Origin of the sequence: Noviherbaspirillum pedocola (genome assembly GCF_016632335.1) — a bacterium.
Lineage (GTDB): Bacteria > Pseudomonadota > Gammaproteobacteria > Burkholderiales > Burkholderiaceae_D > Noviherbaspirillum_A > Noviherbaspirillum_A pedocola.
Window position 1 is genome coordinate 495,379 of record NZ_JAEPBG010000001.1, and the last position, 23,597, is coordinate 518,975.

General features: G+C 62.6%; 16 protein-coding genes and 1 tRNA gene. 8 read left to right on the plus strand and 9 right to left on the minus strand.

Annotated features, from left to right (window positions below; all coding sequences use genetic code 11):
• The first annotated feature begins 31 nt into the window (after window positions 1-31).
• Both miaA and JJB74_RS02225 read left to right on the plus strand, forming a co-directional pair.
• A complete protein-coding gene (gene miaA, locus JJB74_RS02220) occupies window positions 32-955 on the plus strand; it encodes a tRNA (adenosine(37)-N6)-dimethylallyltransferase MiaA (protein ID WP_234483516.1) in 924 nt (307 codons plus the stop codon).
• A gap of 55 nt (window positions 956-1,010) precedes the next feature.
• A tRNA-Met gene (locus JJB74_RS02225) sits at window positions 1,011-1,087 on the plus strand.
• Between the two features lie 156 nt (window positions 1,088-1,243).
• Here the strand turns inward: JJB74_RS02225 and JJB74_RS02230 are convergent.
• The 7 genes from JJB74_RS02230 to JJB74_RS02260 form a co-directional block, all read right to left on the minus strand.
• On the minus strand, window positions 1,244-3,346 hold the full coding sequence (locus JJB74_RS02230; RefSeq protein WP_200590200.1) for a PAS domain S-box protein: 2,103 nt from the start codon (window positions 3,344-3,346) through the stop codon (window positions 1,244-1,246).
• A 133-nt stretch (window positions 3,347-3,479) separates the two neighbouring features.
• On the minus strand, window positions 3,480-5,135 hold the full coding sequence (locus JJB74_RS02235; protein ID WP_200590201.1) for an ATP-binding response regulator: 1,656 nt from the start codon (window positions 5,133-5,135) through the stop codon (window positions 3,480-3,482).
• Between the two features lie 39 nt (window positions 5,136-5,174).
• Window positions 5,175-6,341, minus strand: coding sequence for an EAL domain-containing response regulator (locus JJB74_RS02240; RefSeq protein WP_200590202.1), 1,167 nt, complete (start codon window positions 6,339-6,341; stop codon window positions 5,175-5,177).
• On the minus strand, window positions 6,338-9,490 hold the full coding sequence (locus tag JJB74_RS02245; protein ID WP_200590203.1) for a hybrid sensor histidine kinase/response regulator: 3,153 nt from the start codon (window positions 9,488-9,490) through the stop codon (window positions 6,338-6,340). The genes JJB74_RS02240 and JJB74_RS02245 overlap by 4 nt, the downstream gene beginning before the upstream one ends.
• A gap of 232 nt (window positions 9,491-9,722) precedes the next feature.
• Window positions 9,723-10,085 carry a response regulator gene (locus JJB74_RS02250; RefSeq protein ID WP_200590204.1) on the minus strand — a complete coding sequence of 121 codons (363 nt, stop codon included), beginning with the start codon at window positions 10,083-10,085 and terminating at the stop codon, window positions 9,723-9,725.
• A 341-nt stretch (window positions 10,086-10,426) separates the two neighbouring features.
• Window positions 10,427-13,012, minus strand: coding sequence for an EAL domain-containing protein (locus tag JJB74_RS02255; RefSeq protein ID WP_200590205.1), 2,586 nt, complete (start codon window positions 13,010-13,012; stop codon window positions 10,427-10,429).
• Window positions 13,013-13,143: 131 nt separating this feature from the next.
• Entirely contained in the window at window positions 13,144-13,392 is a 249-nt protein-coding gene (locus JJB74_RS02260; RefSeq protein WP_200590206.1) for a hypothetical protein, read from the minus strand.
• A gap of 75 nt (window positions 13,393-13,467) precedes the next feature.
• Between JJB74_RS02260 and JJB74_RS02265 the strand changes: the two genes are divergently transcribed.
• Window positions 13,468-14,100 carry a response regulator gene (locus JJB74_RS02265; RefSeq protein WP_200590207.1) on the plus strand — a complete coding sequence of 211 codons (633 nt, stop codon included), beginning with the start codon at window positions 13,468-13,470 and terminating at the stop codon, window positions 14,098-14,100.
• Window positions 14,101-14,108: 8 nt separating this feature from the next.
• Here JJB74_RS02265 and JJB74_RS02270 read toward each other — a convergent pair whose 3' ends face one another.
• Window positions 14,109-17,189 carry a sensor domain-containing diguanylate cyclase gene (locus JJB74_RS02270; protein ID WP_200590208.1) on the minus strand — a complete coding sequence of 1,027 codons (3,081 nt, stop codon included), beginning with the start codon at window positions 17,187-17,189 and terminating at the stop codon, window positions 14,109-14,111.
• 182 nt (window positions 17,190-17,371) lie between these two features.
• Between JJB74_RS02270 and JJB74_RS02275 the strand changes: the two genes are divergently transcribed.
• Together JJB74_RS02275 and acpA are read left to right on the plus strand one after the other, a co-directional pair.
• Window positions 17,372-18,064 (plus strand): response regulator, encoded by a 693-nt coding sequence (locus tag JJB74_RS02275; RefSeq protein ID WP_200590209.1) that lies wholly within the window; start codon window positions 17,372-17,374, stop codon window positions 18,062-18,064.
• Window positions 18,065-18,415: 351 nt separating this feature from the next.
• Complete coding sequence (gene acpA / locus JJB74_RS02280; RefSeq protein WP_200590210.1) at window positions 18,416-19,933, plus strand: acid phosphatase; 1,518 nt, start codon at window positions 18,416-18,418, stop codon at window positions 19,931-19,933.
• A 38-nt stretch (window positions 19,934-19,971) separates the two neighbouring features.
• Here acpA and JJB74_RS02285 read toward each other — a convergent pair whose 3' ends face one another.
• A complete protein-coding gene (locus JJB74_RS02285) occupies window positions 19,972-20,655 on the minus strand; it encodes an SDR family oxidoreductase (RefSeq protein WP_200590211.1) in 684 nt (227 codons plus the stop codon).
• Between the two features lie 764 nt (window positions 20,656-21,419).
• On the opposite strand from JJB74_RS02285, the gene JJB74_RS02290 reads away from it, so the two are divergent.
• From JJB74_RS02290 to JJB74_RS02300, 3 genes are all read left to right on the plus strand, one after another.
• Entirely contained in the window at window positions 21,420-22,166 is a 747-nt protein-coding gene (locus JJB74_RS02290; protein ID WP_200590212.1) for a hypothetical protein, read from the plus strand.
• Complete coding sequence (locus JJB74_RS02295) at window positions 22,166-22,720, plus strand: hypothetical protein (RefSeq protein WP_200590213.1); 555 nt, start codon at window positions 22,166-22,168, stop codon at window positions 22,718-22,720. The genes JJB74_RS02290 and JJB74_RS02295 overlap by 1 nt, the downstream gene beginning before the upstream one ends.
• 126 nt (window positions 22,721-22,846) lie before the next feature.
• The gene (locus JJB74_RS02300) at window positions 22,847-23,593 is read left to right on the plus strand and encodes a hypothetical protein (RefSeq protein WP_200590214.1); all 747 of its coding nucleotides are present in this window, start codon (window positions 22,847-22,849) and stop codon (window positions 23,591-23,593) included.
• Window positions 23,594-23,597: the final 4 nt, after the last annotated feature.

The following is a 23,597-nucleotide window of genomic DNA, read 5'->3' on the forward strand; positions in this document are numbered from 1 at the left end:
CGCAGCGGCGCGACCGCTGGCAGTCGCAATCATGGGTCCCACCGCCAGCGGCAAGACCGGCGCGGCGCTGGAGATTGCACGGCACCTCCGCTGCGAAATCATTTCAGTCGATTCCGCCCTCGTCTACCGCGGCATGGACATTGGCACCGCCAAGCCTACGCTTGATGAGCGCGCCGCCGTGCCGCATCACCTGATCGACATCCTCGACCCGGCTGATGCGTATTCAGTCATGCAATTCCGCGACGACGCGCTGCGCCTCGTCGCCGAAATCACCGCCCGCGGCGCGCTGCCACTGCTGGTCGGCGGCACGATGCTGTACTTCAAGGCGCTGCGCGACGGCCTCGATGCCTTGCCGCAGGCCGATGCCGCGCTGCGCGCCGAACTCGACCGGGAAGCGGCCGAACACGGCGTGCCGGCGCTGCATGCACGCCTGGCGACCATCGATCCCGACACCGCGGCGCGCCTCAAGCCGAACGACTCGCAGCGCATCCAGCGCGCGCTGGAAATCTTCCAACTCACCGGCCAGCCGATGTCGCAATTGCTGGCAAAGGCGCCGAAGGCTGAACTGCCGTTCTCGCTGCTGCCGATCGCGCTGGAGCCGTCCGACCGGTCGGTGCTGCACGCGCGCATCGCCGAGCGCTTCGATACGATGCTGGCAGCGCCGGGCGGCGGCCTGATCGAGGAAGTGCGACAGTTGCGCGCGCGCGGCGATCTGCACCTCGGCCTGCCGTCCATGCGCTGCGTCGGTTACCGCCAGGCTTGGGAATATCTGGATGGCGACTACGATCTCCCAACGCTGCGCGACAAGGGCATCGCCGCGACGCGCCAGTTGGCCAAGCGCCAGCTGACCTGGCTGCGCTCGATGCCGGACCGCATTGCGCTGGACTGTCTGCAAGCGGATGTGGCCGGACAAATCCTGCAGCGCATCCGCATGTTTTCCGAACAAGGTGAATAAAAATTGCCCATCGGCTTGACAGATGGGGTACCAGGCCTCAGAATCCTGGGCTCTCGGTGATATAGCTCAGTTGGTTAGAGCACAGCACTCATAATGCTGGGGTCGGTGGTTCAAGTCCACCTATCACCACCAGGAACACCGCAAACTTCAACGAAGTTTGCCAAAAAAGCCCCCTCAGAACGTAAAGCGCTTAGGGGGCTTTTTCATGCCCGTTGCGCCGATGTTTGCCAATTGACATCCGGCCCTTTTGCGGGCACCTCCCCCCTGGAATGAGGAAGGCCGCGCGCCTCAGACAGGCAAGGCCATGGCTGGTTCGCTGCCCGTTCCGGACGCCGATAACGCGGCCTTCACCTTGCGCGCAAGATCAGCGCGCCCATAGGGTTTATGCAGGACATCGATGGCGAATTCGCCCTGCGTCAGCTCTGCGCGACGGTCCGCGTATCCGGTGGTGTACAGCACTCTCAGGCCGGGGTCGAGCTGGCGCGCCGCCCTGGCCAGCCCGACCCCGTCCAGGCGTCCGGGCATGACGAGGTCTGTCAGAAGCAGGTCGTATCGCTTCTCGAGCATCAGCAGCTCCAGCGCCTGGTCTGCATTGCTTGCCGATTCGACGCGATAGCCCAACGACGTCAGCGAGCGCTCGACATGGCGACGCACGGCATCATCGTCTTCTACCAGCAGAATGTGTTCCCCACGACCTGCTGCGGCGGGCTCGCGTTTGAGCGGCGCCTTGGCCCGCGCGTCGCAGCTCGCGGGGAGAAACAGGCTTACCGTCGTTCCCTTGCCCGGCGTGGACCGCATCGTCACATGGCCATCGGATTGCTTGGCGAAGCCATACACCATGCTCAGCCCGAGGCCGGTGCCGGCGCCTTTGGGCTTGGTGCTGAAGAACGGTTCGAACGCCCGGTCCTGCACGTCGGTCGTCATCCCGACCCCGGTATCGCTGACCGAGAGCGCGATGTAGCGGCGGCCCGGCGGCAGTTCAGGAAACCGCGCTGCGGCGTCGGCGGCGACTTCGGCGGTCTCCATCGTCAATGCACCGCCTCTGGGCATGGCGTCGCGCGCGTTGACACACAAGTTGAGTACCGCCGACTCCAGCTGCGCCTGGTCGACGAGCGTCAGGCAATGGGGCGCCGAGGTTTTTACCTTCACCTCGATGTCCTCGCCCAGCACGCGCCTCAACATACCTTCCATTCCCGCCAGCACTTCGTCGAGCCGGATCACGACCGGGTCCAGCGCCTGCTGGCGCGCAAACGACAGCAGGCGCCTGGTCAGCGCCGCCGCGCGTTCGCCGGCGCTCTGAACGATCTTCGCCAACTCGTGCAAATTCTCATGCCGCTCCTTTGCCTGCTCGGCAATGACTTCCGCGCTGCCGTTGATGACCGTGAGCAGATTGTTGAAATCGTGGGCAATGCCGCCGGTCAGCTGGCCGAGTGAATCGAGCCGCTGTGCCTGGGCCAGCCGCTCCTGCGCTTCCTTTTCCCGGGTAATGTCGATGACGGCGGCCGCCAGCTGTGTCGGCGCGCCGGCAGCGTCAGTGATCAGCCAGACATAGTTGTGCACCCAGACAGTACAGCCGGCGCTGTTCAGGTAGCGCTTCTGCAGGTGGAAATGGCTGATTTCACCAGCGATCAGGGCACTGAGCAATTCCCGGTTCCTTGGCACGTCCGCGGGATGGGTGAAATCGAAGAGCGACTTCTCCATGAGTTCCTGCGCACCGTAACCGAGGATATCGACGAGGCGGTGGTTGGCCTCGACGAGACGCCCATCGAGGGTGGCAATGCCAAATCCGACCACAGTATTGGTGAACAGCGCGCGCAGGCGCTGCTCGCTGGCGCGAATCCGCTCGTCCGACACACAACGCTCCAGCGCGCCGCCTGCCGCGCGCGCGAGCGTCTCCAGCAGCGAGACCTCGACGTCGCTCGGCCTGCGCGTGTTCGCCCAGTACGCGCCGATTGCCGCGCTCGGCTGAACACGGCCCAGCGGCACCATGACGAGGCTGCGGACGAATGTCGGGCGGTACACCCCATGAGGAATTCTAGGATCGACAAACACATCGGGAACGATCGCCGTTTGGCAATTCAACATTGCCCAGCCGGAAATGCACGAGATCAGCGGAAAGCGCTGCCCTTCCCAAAGTGGCCCCAGCGGAGAGTCGGATCGCGCATAGAAGCACTCTTCGCCCTCCCGCAGCACCACCGTGACCCCGTCGGCCCCAACCAGCGTGCGTGCGAACTTGCACAAGACGCCAAGCACGCCGCCGCGGCTGTGCGCCGCCATCAATTCCTCGAGCGCCTCGGCCAGCAGCCTGAAAGATTGCTGGCCCCTGCCCGCTTCTGCGGCAGCAGCGCGTGCGCGCGTGCGCTTGTGGCCGCCGATGCTTCGTTTTGCCATTCTTGTCATATCAGGATGAGGTGGCGCGGCATGTCGATGGGGTCGGGCCATGTCAGCGCTGCAGCGCCGGTTGAAGGGGAAAGATTCATATGGGGGAACGAGCAGTCGATTGCAAGCAGGGTCGTGGCGATTGCTAAAGGATGGCCAAGCGCCGCCGAACGGCCACGATCGTTCCGCATCCCGGCCTGCCATGGATGCGCAGGGATGCGCGGATGCTGGCCGCCCGTTCCCGCATCCCGGTAAGGCCGATCGCGTCCGCGCTGCACGCCGTCTCGCGTGCGATGCCCACGCCGTTGTCATGGATGCGCACCACGAAGTTCAGCCCGCGCACGCCGATATGGATCGTGACCGCGCTCGCGTTCGCGTGGCGCAGCACATTGGTCAGAGCCTCCTGGCAGATGCGCAGCAGCTCGCCTGCGACGAACTGGGACGGCTCGACATACCCGGCCGTGTCGTGGACGAGCCGGCAGCTCAGGTGGGTCCGCCGCTGCCAGTCGGCGGTAAGCCAGCGCAAGGCCGCCAGCAGACCGCCGCGCTCCAGGGCCGGCGGCCGCAGCAGGATCGAAATGTTCTGGACCGAGGCGATCGCCATGTCGATGCTCGACAGCGCCGAGCGCAGTTCACCGAGCGCGACCGTCTCCACCGGAGCGGATGAAGCCGTGCGCGAGCGTTCCTCCAGCAGCCGCAACTCGATCTTCGCGGCGGTAAGCAATTGCCCCAGCTGGTCGTGCACCTCGCGCGCCAGCCGCCGTCGCTCGTCCACCCGCACGCTCTGGATCGTATCGAGCAGCTTGCGCAATTCCTGCTGCGATTGGCGCAGGCGCATGAGTTCGCTCTCGCGCCGCACCTCGGCGCGGCGCGCCTGCGCCATCCGTACGTTGGCGCGAATGCGGGCAACCAGTTCCTTCGCGCTGAAAGGCTTGGCGACGAAATCGTCCGCGCCGGCGCGCAGTGCGCGCACGCGCGACTCCTCGTCGGCATGGCCGGAGAGCATGATCACCGGCACCGTGCTCAGGCGCTCGTTGCGGCGCAATGCCCGCAATACGTCGATGCCGTCCATATCGGGAAGCAGCTTGTCCACCAGGATCGCGTCGGGCTGGACCGAGGCTGCCAGGTCCAGTCCATGCTGCCCGCGCTCGGCCGCATGGAACGCGAAGCCGCGTTGACGCAACAGGCGCCGGATGTGCGCCATCAACATGGGCTCGTCATCGATGAGCAAAACCTTGATGACCTCGTGAACCGGGGCCGCGTCGGCGTCGGCGTCGGCGCCGGGCGCAGCGCTGCGCCGTGCCTGCCCGAGAAGGCAGTCGCCCATGCGCTGCGCAATCAGGTTGATCTCCGCGGCAAAAGCCCGGCTTATCGCCGCCGAGCGCAACGCGAACAGCACGTAGCCGGAATGATGCGCTTCCAGGGTAAAAGGAACCGCGGCACAGGCGCGCGCCTGTTCAAGCCAGGGCGGCGCGGATTTCACTTCGAAAACGACCAGCCGGTCGCGCTCAGTGCGGCCGGCCGGCCCCAGCAGCGCGTTCACTGCTTCCGGCGTGGGCGCCGCAGCAAACCCGGCATGCGAACGCAATTGCGGCGCTTCATGGCACTCATCGGATGCGAACAGCGCGATGCCGCACACTTCTTCCTGCACCGCCGGCAGCACGCGCGCGGCGAGGTCACGCGCCTCGACATCGGCCGCCAGCGCAAGGGTAATCGCGGCATAGGAGCGCATGCGGCTCTCGATTTCGTCGCGCTCCTCGTCCGATCCGCTCGGCATCTCGTGCATTGGCTGTTCAGTCATCAGGCGTACCGCTCCATCCTGCTGCAACATCGCGGCTGGTCATCTGTCGCGCTCCCGTATCCAGAGACTGGCGGAATCGGCCCGCATCGGGGGAGCGATGGCATAGCCCTGGACCGCGTCGCAGCCCATCGCCGCCAGCGCTGCGGCCGTGCCTTCCCGTTCAACCCCTTCGGCAACGGTGCTCATTCCCATTTGCTGCGCCAGGCCAATGCTGGAATGCACGACCGAGCGCATGGCCGCCGAGTGATGCATGTCCGCGACAAACGATTTATCGATCTTCAACTCCGTGAACGGGAACATCGCGAGCTGGGACATCGACGAGTAGCCCATGCCGAAATCGTCGATGGCCAGTCCGAATCCCTTGATGCGCAAACGGCTGAGCACCTCGGAGGCGCCGAGCGCATCACAGATCTGGCTCGTTTCGGTGATTTCCAGCACGACGCGCTCGCGTGCGACCCTGGCGGCATGGCACCGGTCCGCCAGGCGCTCCGGCAAGCCCGCATCGAGAGACGAACCGGATATGTTGAGTTCCAGGCTCGGCATTGCGGTCGATGCGAGGCCGGCAAACCAGGCCAGGCTGATCTCGACGATGCGGTCGGTCAACGCTCCGATCCTGCCGGTGCCTTCGGCAAGCGGGATGAACGTATCGGGACTGAGTATGCCGAGCGTCGGATGGTCCCACCGGACCAGCGCTTCGATTCCCGACACGCGCTGCTGCGCCAGCAGCCATTTCGGCTGGTAGACGACGAAGAATTCGTCGTTGCGCAGGCCCCGCTCCAGCTCTTCGGCAAGCAACGCGGGCCCCTGCGCCTGCTCCGTGCCGCCCGCCGCTGCGGCCGGACTGGCGGCCAGCAGGGCACGCAGCGCGCGGGTCGAAAAGGGCTTTGCCAGCACACCGAGCACCGGCAGGCCGCGGGCCTGGGCCGAGCGCTGCGCCGCCTGCAGTACGCGTCCGCCCAGCCCGCTGGCGATGATGATGCCCGCTGTCGCCCGTGCCTGCGCCAGGCGGGACAACACTTCCACCCCATCCAGTTCCGGCATCACCAGGTCGATGAAGACATGCGACGGCTGCCAATGTCCAAGCTGCTCGAAAAACTGATCGGCGTTGGAGCAATAGCGCGCCAGCATGCCTGCGCGCTGGGCGATTTTCTCTACCATCCGGCCGACCGCTGGCTCATCGTCAAATATCAGCAAGCGGCCGGTCATGATCGTCCTTCCGGCGCATCGGGAGGTTCCTGCAGGGTGCCGGGTTCTTCGTTCAGCGCCGCATCGACCGCGTCAACCAGCTCATTCTTTCCATAGGGCTTGCAAAGAATGCTGTAGCGCGCGCTGACCGGCCCCTGGCGCTGGAAGGCATCGAAGGGGTAACCCGAGCTCAGCAGCACACGCAGGCCCGGCCGGCGTTCCCTGGCCTGCTCCGCCAGCTCGATGCCCGTCATCGACGGCATGATGATGTCGGTAAAGAGCAGGTCGCACTGCAATCCGCTGTCGAGCATGGCCAGCGCCTGCGCCGCAGTGGCGCAGGCTGTCACGGCATAGCCCAGTTCCTGCAGGCGCGCGTCGATAGCCTGGCGCACGTCCGGATCGTCCTCGACCAGCAGGATGCGGTGGCCAGCGTCGGACAATCGCGCGCTGCGAACGGCATTCGCCGTCAGCGCCATCCTGTTGGAACGGGGCAGATACAGCCTCACCACGGTGCCATGTCCGGGCTCGGAGTCGATCGTCAGATTGCCGCTCGATTGCTTGGCAAAGCCATAGACCATGCTCAGCCCGAGCCCGCTTCCCCCCGATTCTCCCTTGGTGGTGAAAAAGGGTTCGAAGACCTGATCGAGAAACTCGTGGGAGATTCCCACGCCGGTGTCGGTCACGGCCACGACCACATACTGGCCCGGGGCCAGCGCCTCGCCATCCTCCGCGCTGGCCTGCTCGACGTTGACATTGGTCACCTCGATCGACAGGCTCCCGCCATCCGGCATCGCATCGCGCGCATTGATGCACAGGTTCAGTATCGATGCTTCCAGCTGGCCGCGGTCGACGTACACCTGCCACGAGTCCGGCGGAAAGCGCAGGCGCAACACGATGTTTTCGTGCAGGCTGCGCTCGAGCAGCGGCCGTGCCGATTCAAGAACTTCGCGCTGGTCCAGCAAATCGGGCTCGAGCGACTGGCGTCGCGCAAAGGCTAGCAGCCGATAGGTCAGCCCGGCGGCGCGCTGGCCAGCCATCAGGATCATCTCGGCCAGTTCCGCCAGTGACGGGTTGGCCTGGAGCTCATCGGCCAGCTCTTCGGCGTTGCCGATGATCACCGTAAGCCAGTTGTTGAAGTCATGCGCGATGCCGCCCGTCAGCCGTCCCAGCGATTCGAGCTTCTGCACCTGCGCCAGGCGCTGCTCGATGGCGATCTTTTCGCTCAGATCGGTGACCACGGAGAGGATCGCGCGCGGCGAACCATCCTGGTGGCGCACCAGTATCCAGTGCGCGTGCACGACGATGCGACGGCCGTCGCGCGCAGACTGGATGATGCGACCGGTGAAGTCGCCCGTGCGCATCAGCGCCTGCATGGCGCTTTCAAAATCCTCCGCGGGACAAGCGGCATAAAGGGTCTCGGACACCGGGCGGCCGATCACCTCCTCCGCTGACCATCCATATCGCAGTTCCGCCGCCCTGTTCCAGTACAACACGCGATTGTTCAAGTCGCGCAAAAGGATGGCGTCGGTCGCGTAATCGAGCAACTCGGCCTGTTCGCGCAATCTGCTTTCCTGACGTTTGCGCTCGGTGATGTCGAGGATGCTGCCTACCATCCTCACCGCCCTGCCCTGCCCGTCCAGGATCAGGAAGCAGCGGTGCAGCACTTCGAGCTGCGCCGCGGGATCGCCACCAAGCCGGTACTCCTCGCTCCAGTGCTCGTTGCGCGCAACCACGCTTGCGCGCAGGCTCGCCTGCACACGCTGCCGGTCCGCCGGGTCGATACGGTCCAGCCAATCCTCCAGGGTAGCGACCGTCGCCAACATGGCTCCGAGCGCCTGGCCGGCGCTCTCGCCGCACGATAGCGCGTCGCTCTTGATATCCCAGTCCCATACCGCGTCATTGGTCGCGCGACTGATGTAACGAAAGCGCTGTTCGCTTTCGGCCAGCGATTCGGCGAGGCGCTTGAGCTCGAGCGACCTGAGCACGATCTCGGCTTCCTGCCCTGCTCTCTCTGGCAAGGGCTCCCGCTCGCGCCCGGCCTGCTGTGCAAAGACATAGTCGGTGACATCTTCGACGCGGTGAATGATGAAGGCGACGTTCCCGTCCGCATCCAGCACCGGCGAATTGATGGGGCTCCAGTATCTGGTCTCGAATCCGCCGCCCTGTTCCTGCGGTCGCCGGATGGGATAGCGCTGCACCGCCATGACATCCGGCGCCTTGCTCGCGCGCACCCGGTTGAGAGACGCCAACAAGGCCGCCACTCCGGTGGCGTGCTGACCTTCGGGATCGTCGGGAAAGACATCGAACATTTCCCGTCCCATGATCTGCTCGCGAGCGACCATCGTTGCCTTCAGGTAGGTATCGCTGACCGCAACGATCTGGTAGCGCTCCGGCGTGAGCACCAGGTACGGCGTTGGCGAAGACTCGAAGATGGCGCGGAATTGCTGCTGGGCGCGCTCGGCTTGCCGCCGCAATGCTTCCTGCATCTCGGCGTTGCGCTTTTCCTGAGTAATGTCCCGTACGGCAGCGGTGAGCACCGTAACGCCGCGACGCCCCGACCTGAGCGCCGCGCATTCATGGACCCAGCGCACCCGCCCGGAAGGCTGCACGAGCCGGTACTCGACCTCCTTGACCAAGCCGTCCAGCATGGCCGCATGCGCCTGCCTGACACGGTCGCGATCCTGCGGGTGGACAGCGTCAAGGAAATCGGCCAGCCCGGCAACAGTGGAAGCCTGCGAAAGTTCAAGCATGCGTTCCAGTTCCGGCGACAGGCGCATGCGGCCGGTGCGCGGTTCGTAATTCCAGCTGGCGACCTGTGCCAGTGTATGCGCGGCTTCCAGCCGTTCGAGGTGCTCGACCTGATCGGCCCACGCCGCGCGCACCGAAGCATGGCCGCCGATCGCCCTCAGCAAGCGCAACAAAGCGGCCTGCTGCGCGCTATCCCAGCTGCGCTCATGCGCATCGGCGAGCACGATGCTCACCTGCGCCGTGGCGCTTGCCCCGATGCTCAACTGTGCGGCAAAGATGGTATAAGCGCGCACGCCAGCCGCCGCCAGGCGAGCGGCAAGCTCCACATCAAGCGCGGCAGCGCTGCAATCCTCAACGAATACCGCTCCGTCCGATAAGCTGCCGCGCAAAATTTCGAGTACGGCAGCGACCGGTTCGTCCATGTCGGATGTCGCCTGGGCCATTCCCCCGCCGTCTGCGCGCAATACGAGCTGCGCCCAACGACAACCGGCCATGTATTTAGCAACGGCGATGTAGTCTTCCAAAAATCCCGCTTCTAGCAACGGCATGCATGATTCCCCAAACGATATGGCATCGCAATTCAGCCTAAAGGCAAACCGGGGAAAGGGCTTGGCTGCTGCGATCGGAACCATGCTTCGCGCAAACTGCGCATGTCTATGCCACGCCGTTGATTGCCGCCAGAACATTATTGATGGACGCCGGCTTGACCAAGTGCAGCTGGAAGCCGGCCTCAAGCAAAAGACCGCCGATGGACGCTTCGCCCCAGGCGGTCAGGGCAATCATCCGGATGCCAACGCCTCCTGGCAGCGTCCGCAGCCGCCGCGCAGTCTCGAACCCATCCATGCCCGGCATGCCGATATCCAGAAACGCGATGCAGGGATCGAAAGACTGGGCGACCTGCAGCGCTTCCTCCCCCGAATACACTACCCGCACTTCCAGGCCATACAACTCGAGCAATGCGGCAAGGGAATCCGCCGCATCGACATTGTCATCCACCACCAGAATTCGCCGTTTCATGTTTTATCCGCTTTGGCGCACCTGCAATAGCCGGGCGGCATTGGTTTTCGAGGCTCGCAGTGTATCTACCGGTCAACGAGCGCAACAATCGTAGGTTTTGCTACAGACCGTCACCTGCTTGCGACCGTGGGCAAGCGAAAAGGCGGGCCGGCCTCGATCCGTCACCGATGCGCCAGGTCGTGGCAGAGCGTCATCTCACGGTCATGCCGACGACACGCCTGTCGACGCAATTGGGACAGCGCGGTCAATGCAGGCAGGCAAGATCTTTTCCGTTCCGGCGCTTGCCGTTCACCGGATTCGCCGCTGCTGCGTGGCGCGATGCCTTTTGCACGCGACTGGCGTCAATCCGCAATGCCAGGCGGTGCGTCGCACTGAAGTCCATGCAAGGGGGTGACGACGAGGAGCCAGCCGCGCGATTCGGTGTCATTGCCCATCGGGCTCAGCAGCACCCGCAACACGGTCTCGCCGCGCTGCGCCTCAAATGTGGCTACGCGGCCCGGTGCCAGCACCCGAGGCAGCTCCGGGAAAAGGTGGCGCGCGTTTTCGCCGAGCACTGGACTGTGCCGGCCGAACAGCTTCCGCGCAGCGTGATTGGCCAGCACGATCACGCACCGGTCATCGCTGACAAGCACCGCAACGGGCACCTGATGCAGCGCCTCGCGGGCGATGTCCGGGCTGATTTCGTCTTGTCGGAGGACCCTCCGCTGCTGGTCCAGCAGGGTTTCGAGCTGACGGTTCGCAGCGCTGAGCTGCTGGTACGCGGTGCGCAACTTCAGCGTCAGCACGCGATTCTCGTTGGCCATCGCGCCGTGGTTGAACGCTTCGCGGATATGAGCCAGCAATTGCTTGTCGTCCCAGGGCTTGGTCAGGACCTTGTAGATCGCGCCGGCATTGACCGCCTCCGTCACCGTCTGCAGTTCGGTGAAGCCGGAAAGCAGGATGCGCACCGTGTCCGGATACAGCTGCCGGACCGCGCGCAGGAACTCGATGCCGTCCATCTCGGGCATGCGATGGTCCGACACGACCACGTCAATCTGCTGTTCGGCGAGCAGCTGCAGTCCCTGCTGCCCGTTCGCGGCAGTCAGGATCTGGTAGCCCTCGTTGCGCAGCCGCCGCTTGAGCGAGTACAGGATGGTCGGCTCGTCATCGACCAGCAGCAAGGTCGGCTCCCTGCGGTTGAAGCGCAGCAGGTGATCCTGCAGTCCGACGCCGTCACGCAACAGCGACGTCACCGCTTCTGCCGGCACGGGCTTGCACACGTAGTAGCCCTGCACCTCGTCGCACATGTGGCGCGACAGGAAATCGCACTGCACCTCGCGCTCCACTCCCTCGGCGATCACGCGCATGCCAAGGCTGTGCGCCATCGTGATGATCGCGTCCACGATCGCCGCTGCATTGGCCGCTTCGGGAACCCGCGCCATGAATGAGCGGTCGACTTTCAGCACGTCGATGGGCAGCACTTGCAGGTAAGCCAGGCTGGAGTAGCCTGCGCCGAAATCATCGAGGCATATGCGCACCCCTTGCCGCCTGAGGACTGACAGGCACTCGATGGCGTGCTCCATATCGCGCATGAGCACGCTTTCGGTCAGCTCGAGATCGAGAAAGCGCGGCTCCAATCCCACTTCATCGAGAGTGCGCATGATGTCCGTCACCAGGCTGGGCATCGAAAACTGGCGCGCCGACAGGTTGACCGCCACGCGCAGTCCGGCAAAGCCCAACTGGTGCCAGCGAACCAACTGGGAGCATGCGGTGCGCAACACCCAATCGCCAAGCTCGCCGATCAGGCCGCACTCTTCGGCAGCGGCGATCAGCATGGCGGGCGACACCTCGACCCCGTCCGCAGTGGTCCAGCGCACCAGGGCTTCCACTGCGCAAATCTTGCCGCTGACGAGATCGACCTGGGGCTGATAATGCACATGCAGGCCGCCGCGCGCGAGCGCGTCACGCAGTGCAAAGCCCAGCCGGAAACGCTGCAGTTCAGCCTCACCGGACGACGCGTCCTCGTAGCACAGCGTGCCCGGTCCTTCGAGTTTGGCGCGCCCGAGCGCGCGGTCCGCCGCCATGAGCAGCGCGCTTGTCGTTTGTCCGGACAGCGGGAAGGTGGCCACGCCGGTGCAGCATGTCACGCACACGCGCTGGTCGCCGTAGTCGAGCGGTTGCGCCACTGCCTCGGCGACGGCGCGCAGCAACCCGGGCTCGAGCGCGCCGTGTTCGGCCTCCACCAGGACCAGGAATTTGTCGCCGTTCTCGCGTGCCACGGTCGCCTGCGCGCCTGCCGCGTGTGCGATGCGGGAAGCGATCTCCGCCAGGATCCGGTCGCCGGCATCGTGGCCAAGCCAGGCGTTGACGCGCTTGAACAAGTCCAGGTCGAGCATTGCCACCAGCACTTCCCGCGGGGTGCGCGCCGCGCGCTGGATGGCGCGCTCGGTCCGGTCGCGAAACAGCGCATGGTTGGGCAAGCCGGTCAATGCGTCATGGGTCAGGGAATACTGCAGGTCGTGTCGGGAAACCGTTTCCATGGTGACATCGCAGCCCTGAATCAGAAGCCCGGCGACCCCGCTGTCCTCAGGGCCCGGAATCGGCTGGATCACAAAGTCGACGTAGCGCAACTGCGGCTCGCCACCGGACGCATTGCGCAGCCGTATCGGACAAGCGCTTTCGCAGTGGCGCTCGGAGCGCCTATACACGTTGCGCAGCAGGCACAGCAGGTTTTCCTGCTCCTGCAGTTCCGGCACCGCTTTGGCCAGTGGCAGACCGATCAGGTCTTCATGGCCCACCAGGCGCCTGTACGCATCGTTCGCGTGGACCACGGTAAATTCCGGGCCGGCCAGGACGAGGACGAAACCGGGCGCATGCTCGAACCACTCAAGCGCAACATACCTTCCAAGTCCGCTCTGTATCGCCGCCTGGCGGGCTGAGGGCTCCATGCTTTCCATTTCGGTCGTTTCAGCAATGCGGGTTTTACTCAGCTTCATTCCGTGGGCGGGAACGCCGCAGCGCTCCGTCAAGAGGGACAGAACAAAAATGTCCGGAGGATACATGTCAATGCGATTTGCCATCATTGGATGATTTGCGACAGGTTGTCGCAGGCGAACATGGAAGCGAGCGAAAAGTCGAAGCGGATTTCGACGGACGGCGCGGCGCGGGGGCCACGCCAGCGCGGACGGCGCGCCGCGCCGTCGCATTTTTTTCCAGGATCATGTCGTGCATTTAACGACCCGTGCACCTCGATCCCGTTGGCTATAATCCGGGTCGATGCAGCTTTCCAACAAGAAAAGCTGTACTCGGGAGGCACGTGGTCGACCATAGGACCGCATAGGACCGCATCGGACATCTCGGAAAAATCGGGCTGCCGCGCGCATGCCAGTCGCAAGGAAGAAAAATGATCAGAATCGTCACTGCAGACGATCACGAGCTGATTCGTGAAGGGCTCAAGAAGGTGCTGTTGCCCGAGCCTGACATCGCACTCGCCGGCGAAGCGTCAACGCTGCACGCCACGCTTGATCTGCTGGCGCGGGAAAGCATCGATGTGCTGGTGCTGGACCTGAGCCTGGAACATGGATCCGAAATACAAACCCTGCTCACGGTGCGCGCGGCATTTCCTGCAGTCTCGGTGCTGGTGCTGAGCGTGCACCCCGAGGAGCGGTTGGCAATTCCCGCGCTGAAGGCGGGAGCGGCCGGGTACGTCAGCAAGGCGATGGCCGCCGACCAAGTCATCAAGGCGATTCGCAAGATCGGCAGCGGTGGCCGCTACATCAGTCCACGTGTCGCGGAACTGCTGGCCGAGGAAGTGAGCAACCCTCCGGCCCGTCCCGCGCACCAGCACCTGACCCAGCGCGAGCGCGAGGTCTTTCAACTGCTCGGCCAAGGCATGCCGATCAAGCATGTCGCCGCCCAGCTTGAGCTGAGCATCAGTTCCGTCAACACCTACCGCGCCCGCATCTTCCGCAAGATGGGCTTGCGCAGCAACGCGGCATTGATCCGCTATGCGGTCGAGCATCGACTAGCCGACTGAGCCGGTCGTTATGTCTTCTCCAGGCTCTGGGCAAAGCGCACGGTATCGCGCCCGGCGGCCTTGGCGGCATACATGGCACGGTCGGCGCGCTGCATCAGCGCTTCGATGGTGACCGGTTCCGGCCCGAAGGTCGCCACCCCGATGCTGGCCGTGGAGCGCCAGTGCACCTTCCCCAGCAACATCGGCGCGCCGAGGCGCGCGACCAGCTGTTGCGCGACGGTTTCCACCTGGGCCGCCGCCGCCTCCGCATTGGCGTGGAGGTCTTCCAGCAGGACGACGAATTCGTCGCCGCCCAGGCGGGCCACCGTGTCGGCCGCGCGCACGCAGCCTGCCAGACGCTGCGCAGCGCTGCAGAGGAACATGTCGCCGACATGGTGGCCGTGGGTGTCGTTGATGCCCTTGAAGTTGTCCATGTCCAGGAACAGCAGCGCGCCATGCTGCCGCAAACGCTGCGCGCGTGCCTGCGCCAGCCGCAGGCGGTCCAGGAACATGCGCCGGTTGGGCAAGCCTGTCAGCGTGTCGTAATAGGCCAGATTGCGGATTTGCTCCTCCTGCCTCTTGCGTTCGGTCACGTCGTTGCCTACCCGCAGAATCGAATACGGCTCTCCGAGCTCGTTGCGCACCAGGCTCCAGCGTTCCTCGACCGTGAACTGCTCGCCATTGTTGCGCAGCTGCCTGAACTCGCCGCACCATTCGCCGGTCTTCAGCACGCAGTCCAGCGCCGCGGCTAATGCATCTGCATCCACATAGTGCGCGTGCAGCGGTATGCCGAGCGCCTGTTCCGCGGAAAGCTGATAAATGCGCGCCGCGCCCGGGTTCCAGAAACACACCCGCAGGCGCAGGTCGAGCACCGTTATGGCTTCCTGCGCGTGATTGAGCAGTTCCGCCTTTTCGCGCAGGTGCAGCAGCGTTTCCAACCGTTCGATCTCGGCCGTCGCCCGCTCCGCGAAAACCCGCAACACGGGGCGCATCAGTTCGTCCTGCGCGCGTGGCCGGCGATACAGAACGAATATCGTGCCCAGCACCTTGCCTTCCGAATTCACCAGAGCGGCTCCCGCATATGCTTCGGCAACAAGATTGCCCATCCGGCCGCCAGACGGGTACAGGCGTTGCAGCCCTTCGGGCACAATGCACTCCCTCTCCTCCAGCAGGCCCAGGCACGGAGTATCCGCGAAGCGGTACGACATGCGAGGCAGGCTGACGTCGTCGATTACCGCGGCGATCGTGTGCGCATACTCGGCGTCATCCTCGCGGATCTGGGCGATGGCGCCGCCGTCGGCATCCAGGGCGCGCACGAGATGACGCAACAGCAGGTCGAAGAAGGCCGCCGGCGTATTGGAGGGCACCGACGCGGCCATCTGCATGAGCGCCTGGTTCACGCGCCGGCGATCTGTTACGTCGAGCATGCCGCCGACCATACGCAGCAGATTGCCGTCGCTGTCGCGCATGATCGTGGCTCGGTCCGCCAGATAGCCATAGCTGCCGTCGGCACGGCGATAGCGGTACTGGGCGCTCCATTCCGGCGCACCCTGTGCAATGGCGCTGACGATACTGTCTCTGACCGCGTCGCGTTCCTCCGGGTGTATGCGATCGAACAACAATGCCTCGTGCACCTGCGCGATGCGCGGCGCAGGCAGCATGCGGCCATCGTCGTCGCTGCGCCATAGCTCCCCGCTCGCGGCATCCCATTCCCAGAACGCATCATTGGACACGCGCGCGATCGCGCGGAAACGCATTTCACTGCGGCGCAATGCCTCTTCGCCACGCCGGATGCTGGTCAGGTCATGCCACGCTCCTTCGATACGCTGTCGCCCCGCCTTGTCGACCATTGCCTGTCCAAGCAACCGAACGGGGTGGATCGCGCCACCGGTGCCGTGCAAATCCAGCTCGACGTCGAAGCTCTCGCCGCTTTGGCGGCAATGTGCCAGCGCCGCCAGCAACTGCCGCCTGGCCCGCGCAGGGAACTTCGCTCCCAACGCGCGAATGGATAATGCGCCCTCCTCCAGGCCGAAGCAGGCGGGCGGGCTGCCGCTCAGTTCCAGCCGCGCCGGGGAAAGTTCCAAGGCCCATCCACCGATCCCCGCCATGCGGCTGGCATTGCGCACCAGCGATTCGCTGCGACGCAAGCGGTCGTCGCGGATCTTCTCCGCCGTGATGTCTTCGGCGACCACGAGTACCCGGCAATCAGCGCCGCTCGTGCCCGCCAACACCGTCAGGGACGACCGGGCCCAGACAACGACGCCACTGCGATGCAGGTAGCGCCGCTCGCGACTGCCGCTCGAGCGCTGCTTGCGCATCACCTCCTCGATGATTTCGCAAGCCTCGCCGCGGTCGGCAGGATGTTTCAGGCTCAGGAATTCAACCCCTTCGAGCTCATGTTCGGCATACCCCATCATTTGCGCATAACTACGATTGACCTTGAGCACGTAACCGTCGGCATCAACGATCGCCATGCCGTTGATCGCATCGTCGAACAGTTGCTGGTAGCGCTGTTGGGCCAGTACCGCCGCCTGTTCCTTGCGCAGGACCGTTCGCAGCGCATTCCCGCCGAACAGGACAAGCAGCAGGATTCCGGTCGACATGCTCAGCATGGCGCCGTACACCTGCCACGGGCCCGCGTGCGCATCGAAATGCCCCGGGGCGGCGCCGCGCGCCGGATCGACCAGCTTGGCCACGCAGCCGCGCGCGGCTGCGCCCGCCGTCGGCGCCGAGAAGTCCGGTGCCGCGTGTTGGGCGGAGAGGCGGTCGATGCAGGCTAGCCCGGCAGGATCGTCGAGGAATCGAGGACGCAGTGAGCGCGCTGTCATCGCGACCTCATCGGCCTTGGCGATTACCTGCGCCAGCGCAGCCGCAGTTTGCCGTTGCCGATAAAGCGCGCGCAAATCGTCCAGCTGGTCGAGCCGCGTGGACAGCTCGACAATTTCCATGGATAGCTCGATACGGTCCTGCAGCAGTCGCTGCTGATGTTGATACTGGAAGATGAACCAGCAAGCCATGGCTGTGAATGCCAGAACGCCAATGAGCATCGCGCCGGTCCACCATCGGACCGGCCGGCGCAACCGGCGCAAGCGGGAAGGGATTTCTTGCATGGGGCAGTCGATTCGATTGCGCGTGATGGAATGCGGCAGTGCCAGGGCCGCGGAGAAGGAATTGGAGACCAATGATGTTGCCCGAGGCAAAAGGCACCGCGCAATTGACAAATTCGCGCCTTGCTGCGTCGTAAATTACACGACAGCCAGCGTCGATTGTTACATTGGGCAAGGAGGGCGGCTTGGCAAAAATTCAGCACGGCGGCCCGAAACTGCTTGGCTCGTGTTTGGGAATGGCAACTATGATCAGGATTGTCGTGGCGGATGACCACCAGCTTGTACGGGAAGGCATCAAGAAGATTCTTGCGCTGCATGCGGATATGGAACTGGCGGCCGAAGCTTCGGATCTGGAATCGCTGCTGACGGAACTTTCGCAACAGCAGGTCGACATCCTGCTGCTTGATCTCAGCTTGAGCGGAAACGATGAACTGCATGCCTTGCGGACCGTGCGCAAGCGCTATCCGGCGCTGCCGGTGCTCGTCATCAGTTCGCATCACGAAAGCCAGTTCGGCTTGGAAACATTGAGGCTGGGCGCGGCTGGCTACATTTCCAAATCGATGACGGTCGATGTGATCGTCAAAGCCATCCGTAAAGTTCGTGCGGGCGGCCGCTACATCAGCGAATCCCTGTCCGAACTGTTGGCGCAGGAGTTGTCTGCACCGAGGCAGCGCATGCCGCATGAGCAATTGACCAATCGCGAAACCGAGGTGCTGCGCCTTTTGGCCAGCGGACTGGCGCTGAAACAGATCGCCGCAAGGCTCGACATCAGCATCAGCTCGGTGAACACCTACCGCATGCGCATCCTGGAGAAAATGCAGCTCAACAATAGTGCGGAGCTGATCCGGTATGCGGTCAAACATAATTTGGTAGCCTGACCTGCCTGCATTCCCGCAGCGATTGCATTGCGTTCGCCGGCCGGGCATCGACAGAAGGCAGCGATGGCGCATCGCAAGCCGGCCTGGACCGCATCCACACCATCGTCGTGATCTACGCCGAAAACCACAGCTTCGACAATATGTACGGCCTGTTGCCTGCGCGAACGGCGTGGCCAACGCCAGTGCGCTGGCGAAGACGCAGCTCGATCACGGCGGCCGGCCGCTGCCGCAGCTGCCGGTCGCCCATGCGATGCGGTTGTCCGGGAAAGGGAATGTTCAGCGCCTTCAGTCTGTAGAATGCTCCGGGCAAAAAGAATGCATTCCATCCGAACGGAAGCAAGGGAGACCACCATGAAGCCCACCTGCATTGCCGCAGCCGCAGCCATCGCCATCGCCATCGCGCTCGCCGGCTGCGCCTCCACGAAGAGCGTCGACACCGGGCCGAGCGCCGGCCTGAACCGTATCGACACCATCGTCGTGATCTACGCCGAGAACCACAGCTTCGACAACATGTACGGCCTGTTCCCCGGCGCGAATGGCGTGGCCAACGCCAGTGCGCTGGCGAAGACGCAGCTCGATCACGACGGCCGGCCGCTGCCGCAGCTGCCAGCCGTCTATACCGCGCAGGGCAAGCCGGATGCGCGCTATCCCGCCGGCCTGCCGAACGGTCCCTTCCGCATCGACGCGCCGCCGGTGAATGCGCGCATCGACCAGGTGGTGCCGAGCCCGATCCACAACTACTACCAGAACATCGAGCAGATCAACGGCGGCGCGAACAACCGCTTCGTCGCGATGACCACGGTCGGCGCCTGGACCATGGGCTACTACGACGGCTCCACGCAAAAAGTCTGGCAATGGGCGCGTGACTATACGCTGGCGGACAACTTCTTCATGGGCGCCTTCGGCGGCTCCTTCCTGAATCACCAGTGGCTGGTCTGCGCCTGCACCCCGGTCTACGCGGATGCGCCGGCCTCGATGCGCGCGCAGCTCGATGAACAGGGGCGATTGAAGAAGAAGCCGCAATCGCCGGCGTCTGTGCTCGATGGCCCGGTGCAGGTCTTCGACGGCCCGGTCACGCCGGACGGCTTTGTCGTCAACACCTCGCAGCCGTCATACCAGCCCAGCGGCGTCGCGCCGGCCGCAGGAGGCAGCGCGGACTTCGCCGATCCGGCCAAGCATCCGGTGCCGCCGCAGCATGCGAAAACCATCGGCGACACGCTATCGGCCAAGGGTGTTTCCTGGACCTGGTATGCCGGCGGCTGGAACGCGGCGGTGGCTGACGGCCGCAAGACGCCGGGCGAAAAGCGCGCCGTCATCTATAACCGGGATGCGGGCAGCCCGAACTTCCAGCCGCACCATCAGCCGTTCAACTATTTCGCCCGCTTCGCGCCGGGCACGCCGGACCGCGCCGCGCACCTGAAGGACGGCGATGATTTTCTTGCCGCGATCGACAAGGGCACCCTGCCGCAGGTGGCGTTCTACAAGCCGGCCGGGCGCCTGACCCAGCATCCGTCCTATACCGATATCCAGAGCGGCGACGTCCACCTCGCCGAGCTGCTGGAGCGGCTGAGGAAGAGCCCGCAATGGGAACGGATGGCGGTGATCGTGACCTATGACGAGAACGGCGGGTACTGGGACCATGTGTCACCGCCGACCGGCCCCGGCTGGGGCGACCGCTGGGGGCCGGGCACGCGCATACCGACGATCGTCGTGTCCCCGTTCGCCCGGCGTGGCTACGTCGACCACACCTCGCTGGATACCACGTCGATACTGAAATTCATCACCAAACGCCATGGCCTGGAGCCCTTACCAGGCGTGCGTGCCAATACCGGGGACATGACGAGCGCGTTCGCGTTTGACGCGCGCTGAATCTTCGGAGACCGGGAAAGGAAAAGCGGCCCGCGCCTTCAGCGCGGCGCCCAGCCGCCGCACACCGGGAAAACCTGCCCGACGAAACAGTCCGCCGCCTCGGTGCACAGGTAGGCGGCGAACGTCGCATCCTCGCGCGGCGACACCAGCCGGCCCAGCGGCACTTCGCGCTTCAGGCGCTCCTGGAACGCCGGCAGCGCCTGGACTTCGGGCGGGAAATAGGTGGGGTTATCGACGAAGTTCTGCGCGATCGCGTTCACCTGCACGCCCAGCGGCGCGACTTCGACGCCGACCGCCTGGATGTAAGCCAGCTGCGCGCCGCGCGCGGCGCTGTAGCTCGACGTGCGCTTCATGCCGCGCAGCGCCGAGGCGCTGCCCATCAGCAGGATCTTGCCGGCGCGCCGCGCACTCATCATTGGCAGCACCGCGCGCACCAGGCGCGGCAACGGATCGACCATGTGGCCGAATACATGGCGCCATTCTTCCTCATCAACCTGTGCGGCCGGCGTCGACGGCGCCGGCACTGCGAGATTGGCGATCAGCACGTCGATGTCGCCGGCTTCGCGCACCATCTCGGTGGCAGCGTCCACCGGCAGCAGCGAGCGCATGTCCGGCACCACTTCCGCGCCGAACTCGGCGAGCACTTCGCACAGCATCGGCCCCATGAAGGCATCGGCCTGGGTGACCAGGATGCGCTTTCCTTGCAAAGTGATCAGTGACATCGTTGGCCTCGCCTCAGCAGAACATCATTGCCAGCAGCGCCGCATCGTCGGCAAGCGACAGCGCCAGGGAAACGGACCAGAACAGCAGGTGACCGGGCAAGCCGGCCAGGTAGGGCTTGAGCATGGCGTCGATGGGGAAAAGCGGAGGCGCAAGTGTAGCAAGTTCGATAGGCAGACGCTCGCTTTGGGCGCAGCCTCCTAGCGACTGCCGAACAATGGGAACAAGCCTGACACGTGAGCCGCTTGGTTTGTCATCGAGACCTGGCGCCAGAGCTGGCGTGGACAATGGGCGGTACGAATCGCGCCTTTTTGCAGCGACGGCATTTTTGAACTTCCGTTGCGAGCGGATGCATGCTCCACATAGGCGGATAAACCAAGTCGCGCGCACGAATGTTGCAACTGCCAAACAAGTTTTGCTCACAATCTGGCCGACTTTTACCATCCGGGTTCGCATGACGGCACGGCTTGTACGCCTGCCCAGCACCGTAACAAGTCGCACATGCTCATCTTCTCCGTGGCATCACTCGCAGTGCCGCATCACTCGCTTCAAATCTGTTGATTCTTCGCTTCGTTAGAGCAGCCTGCCGATAGCCGACCCTTGATATCGGCTTAAAGCGAATAAGCGCCTTCTACGTAATTCTTGCTGACCTCGCAATGCGAGGCTGAACCGGGCGTTCATCCCAAGCTTTTTGGGAAACGCCAGGGAGAAATGCCATTCCGCATGCATGCGTTGATATTGCGGGCCTTTTCAAGAGGTAAAGGCAATGAAAAAACGATCAGGCGACAGAAGCCTCAATGGAAATACTCAGCTCAGCCATCAAACTCTTTGTGCGCTTTTTCTCTGTGCACTGATAGCAATTTTTCCGTGCCATGCCGAAGAAAAAGATCCTCGACCATCAATCTACAAAATCGAACCGAGCGATATATGCGCAATGAAAAGCGAACATGCTTCAACGCGCTTTGCCACGCCTGCAACACCGATTGACATTATCAGGAACATAAAAATCTTGATAAATGAATCGCCTTTCATTGATCGTGATTTTATGAATGAGAATAATCTAAGTGCAACATTTGGAGACCGCAATTTTAGATGGATTGATCACACAGCAACAAGAAGATCTGTTGACATGACGACAAATACCATGTTTCCGAATAACTGCATCAGGGACAGTTACGCGTTCTGGAGAAAATATGGAATAAGTAAGGAGAAGCGAGAATCCATATTCGGGATTATTGCCAGTATCAACGATGAAATTCCAGAATGCCAGAGTATTAATGTAGGCAACGTCAAGTCTATTTTTGGTGAACCAAGCGCAATCCAGCCAATATTCGGCATGTCCCCTCCCCCTCATGGGAGAATCATTAGGTACGGACCACAAACTGACCCCCTTGGACATACCGATATTTTTTATTACTTCCAGTCTGGAAATTGCAAATCGGAGTTTAGATTCACAACACTTGGCAGTGGGGTGATCAGCGGTTTTCGCCTAACAATCGAAGGGGATAAATAATGGAAACGAGAGCAGACCTGAATCAAAGCACATTAGCGCTTTTAGAAAAATCTGACATCTCTGAAGAGGGCATCAGTGCAATCACAATTACTGCAGAAAAATCCCCCTACTTCGCAGAACTCCTGAATGACGCCGCGAAAAAAAATGTGTCTATCACCCTTAACGAGAAGCAACAAGGAACCTACACAGAAAAGCAATCGAATGGAAAAATTGTGGTAGTGATAGACAAATCTTTCGACCCCGGCAACCAAAACAACGGCATCACAAACATCGATAAAAACCCCATCATATTCGCCACCGTACTCGCCCACGAATTAGGACACGCGCTCCTCCCCGGCGGAAATGAAGGCACTCCCGCCAATGACCCAGCCAAAGCTGCGATCACGGGCGACAACAATGAGGGCGTCGGACTGACCACGGAATATATCGTGGCCAAGCAGAGCGGTTTGGGCGCGCCGCAAACCGGTTATATGCATTCCGATAATGGTCAGGGCAATCAACCCGCCCCCGGAACGCTGACGGCGTTACTGGACGACGCGGCAATCCAAATATGAACATCTGGCCCATCAATTCACTCCTGTCCGATCTATACGGCGATGCCATTCGCTGTGGAAACGCCACAAATTTCCACTGCCTTTCCCATTAGGAAAAAAGAAACACAACGCTTTGAGGGAAGAACAATGAAAACACGATTGTGCGGAAAAAGCCCTAGTGAAAATACTCAACTCAGTCATCAAACCTTTTCCGCGGCTCTGCTTTCAGCACTGATGACAGTTTTCCCGTGCCATGCCGAAGATAAAGACACTCGACCATCAGTCTACAAAATCGAACCGAGCGATATATGCGCGATGAAAACCGAACACGCGACGACGCGATTTACCGCGCCAGTTACGCCGATTGACATTATCAAGAACATCGACATCGTGCTGAAAAGCTCTCCTTTTATCGATGGCGAGTTTTTGAATGAGAACAATCTGAGCGCCATATTTGGCGAGCACTCGTTCAAGTGGATTGATTACATGCCGGAAGAAAAATTAATCAAGATGGATGCCTCGCCCGCTTTTCCATATAACTGCATCATACAAAGTACTGCGATATGGAGAAAATTCAAAATAGGCGAAAATAAAGTTGGCATCTCATTTGGACTGGTCGCAAATATCAATGACATTCTTCCAGAATGCCAGAGCCTCACTATAAGCAACATTAAATCTATTCTGGGAGAACCAAGCGCAATTGAGCCAATATTCGGCACATCCCCGCCTCCGCATGGCCGAATCATCAGGTACGGACCACAGACTGATCCTTTAGGACATGCCGATATTTTCTATTACCTCCAGTCTGGAAACTGCAAATCCGAGTTCTCATTCACAACACTTGGCAGTGGCGTAATCAGCGGCTTTCATCTATCAATAAAAGGAAGTAATTAATGGA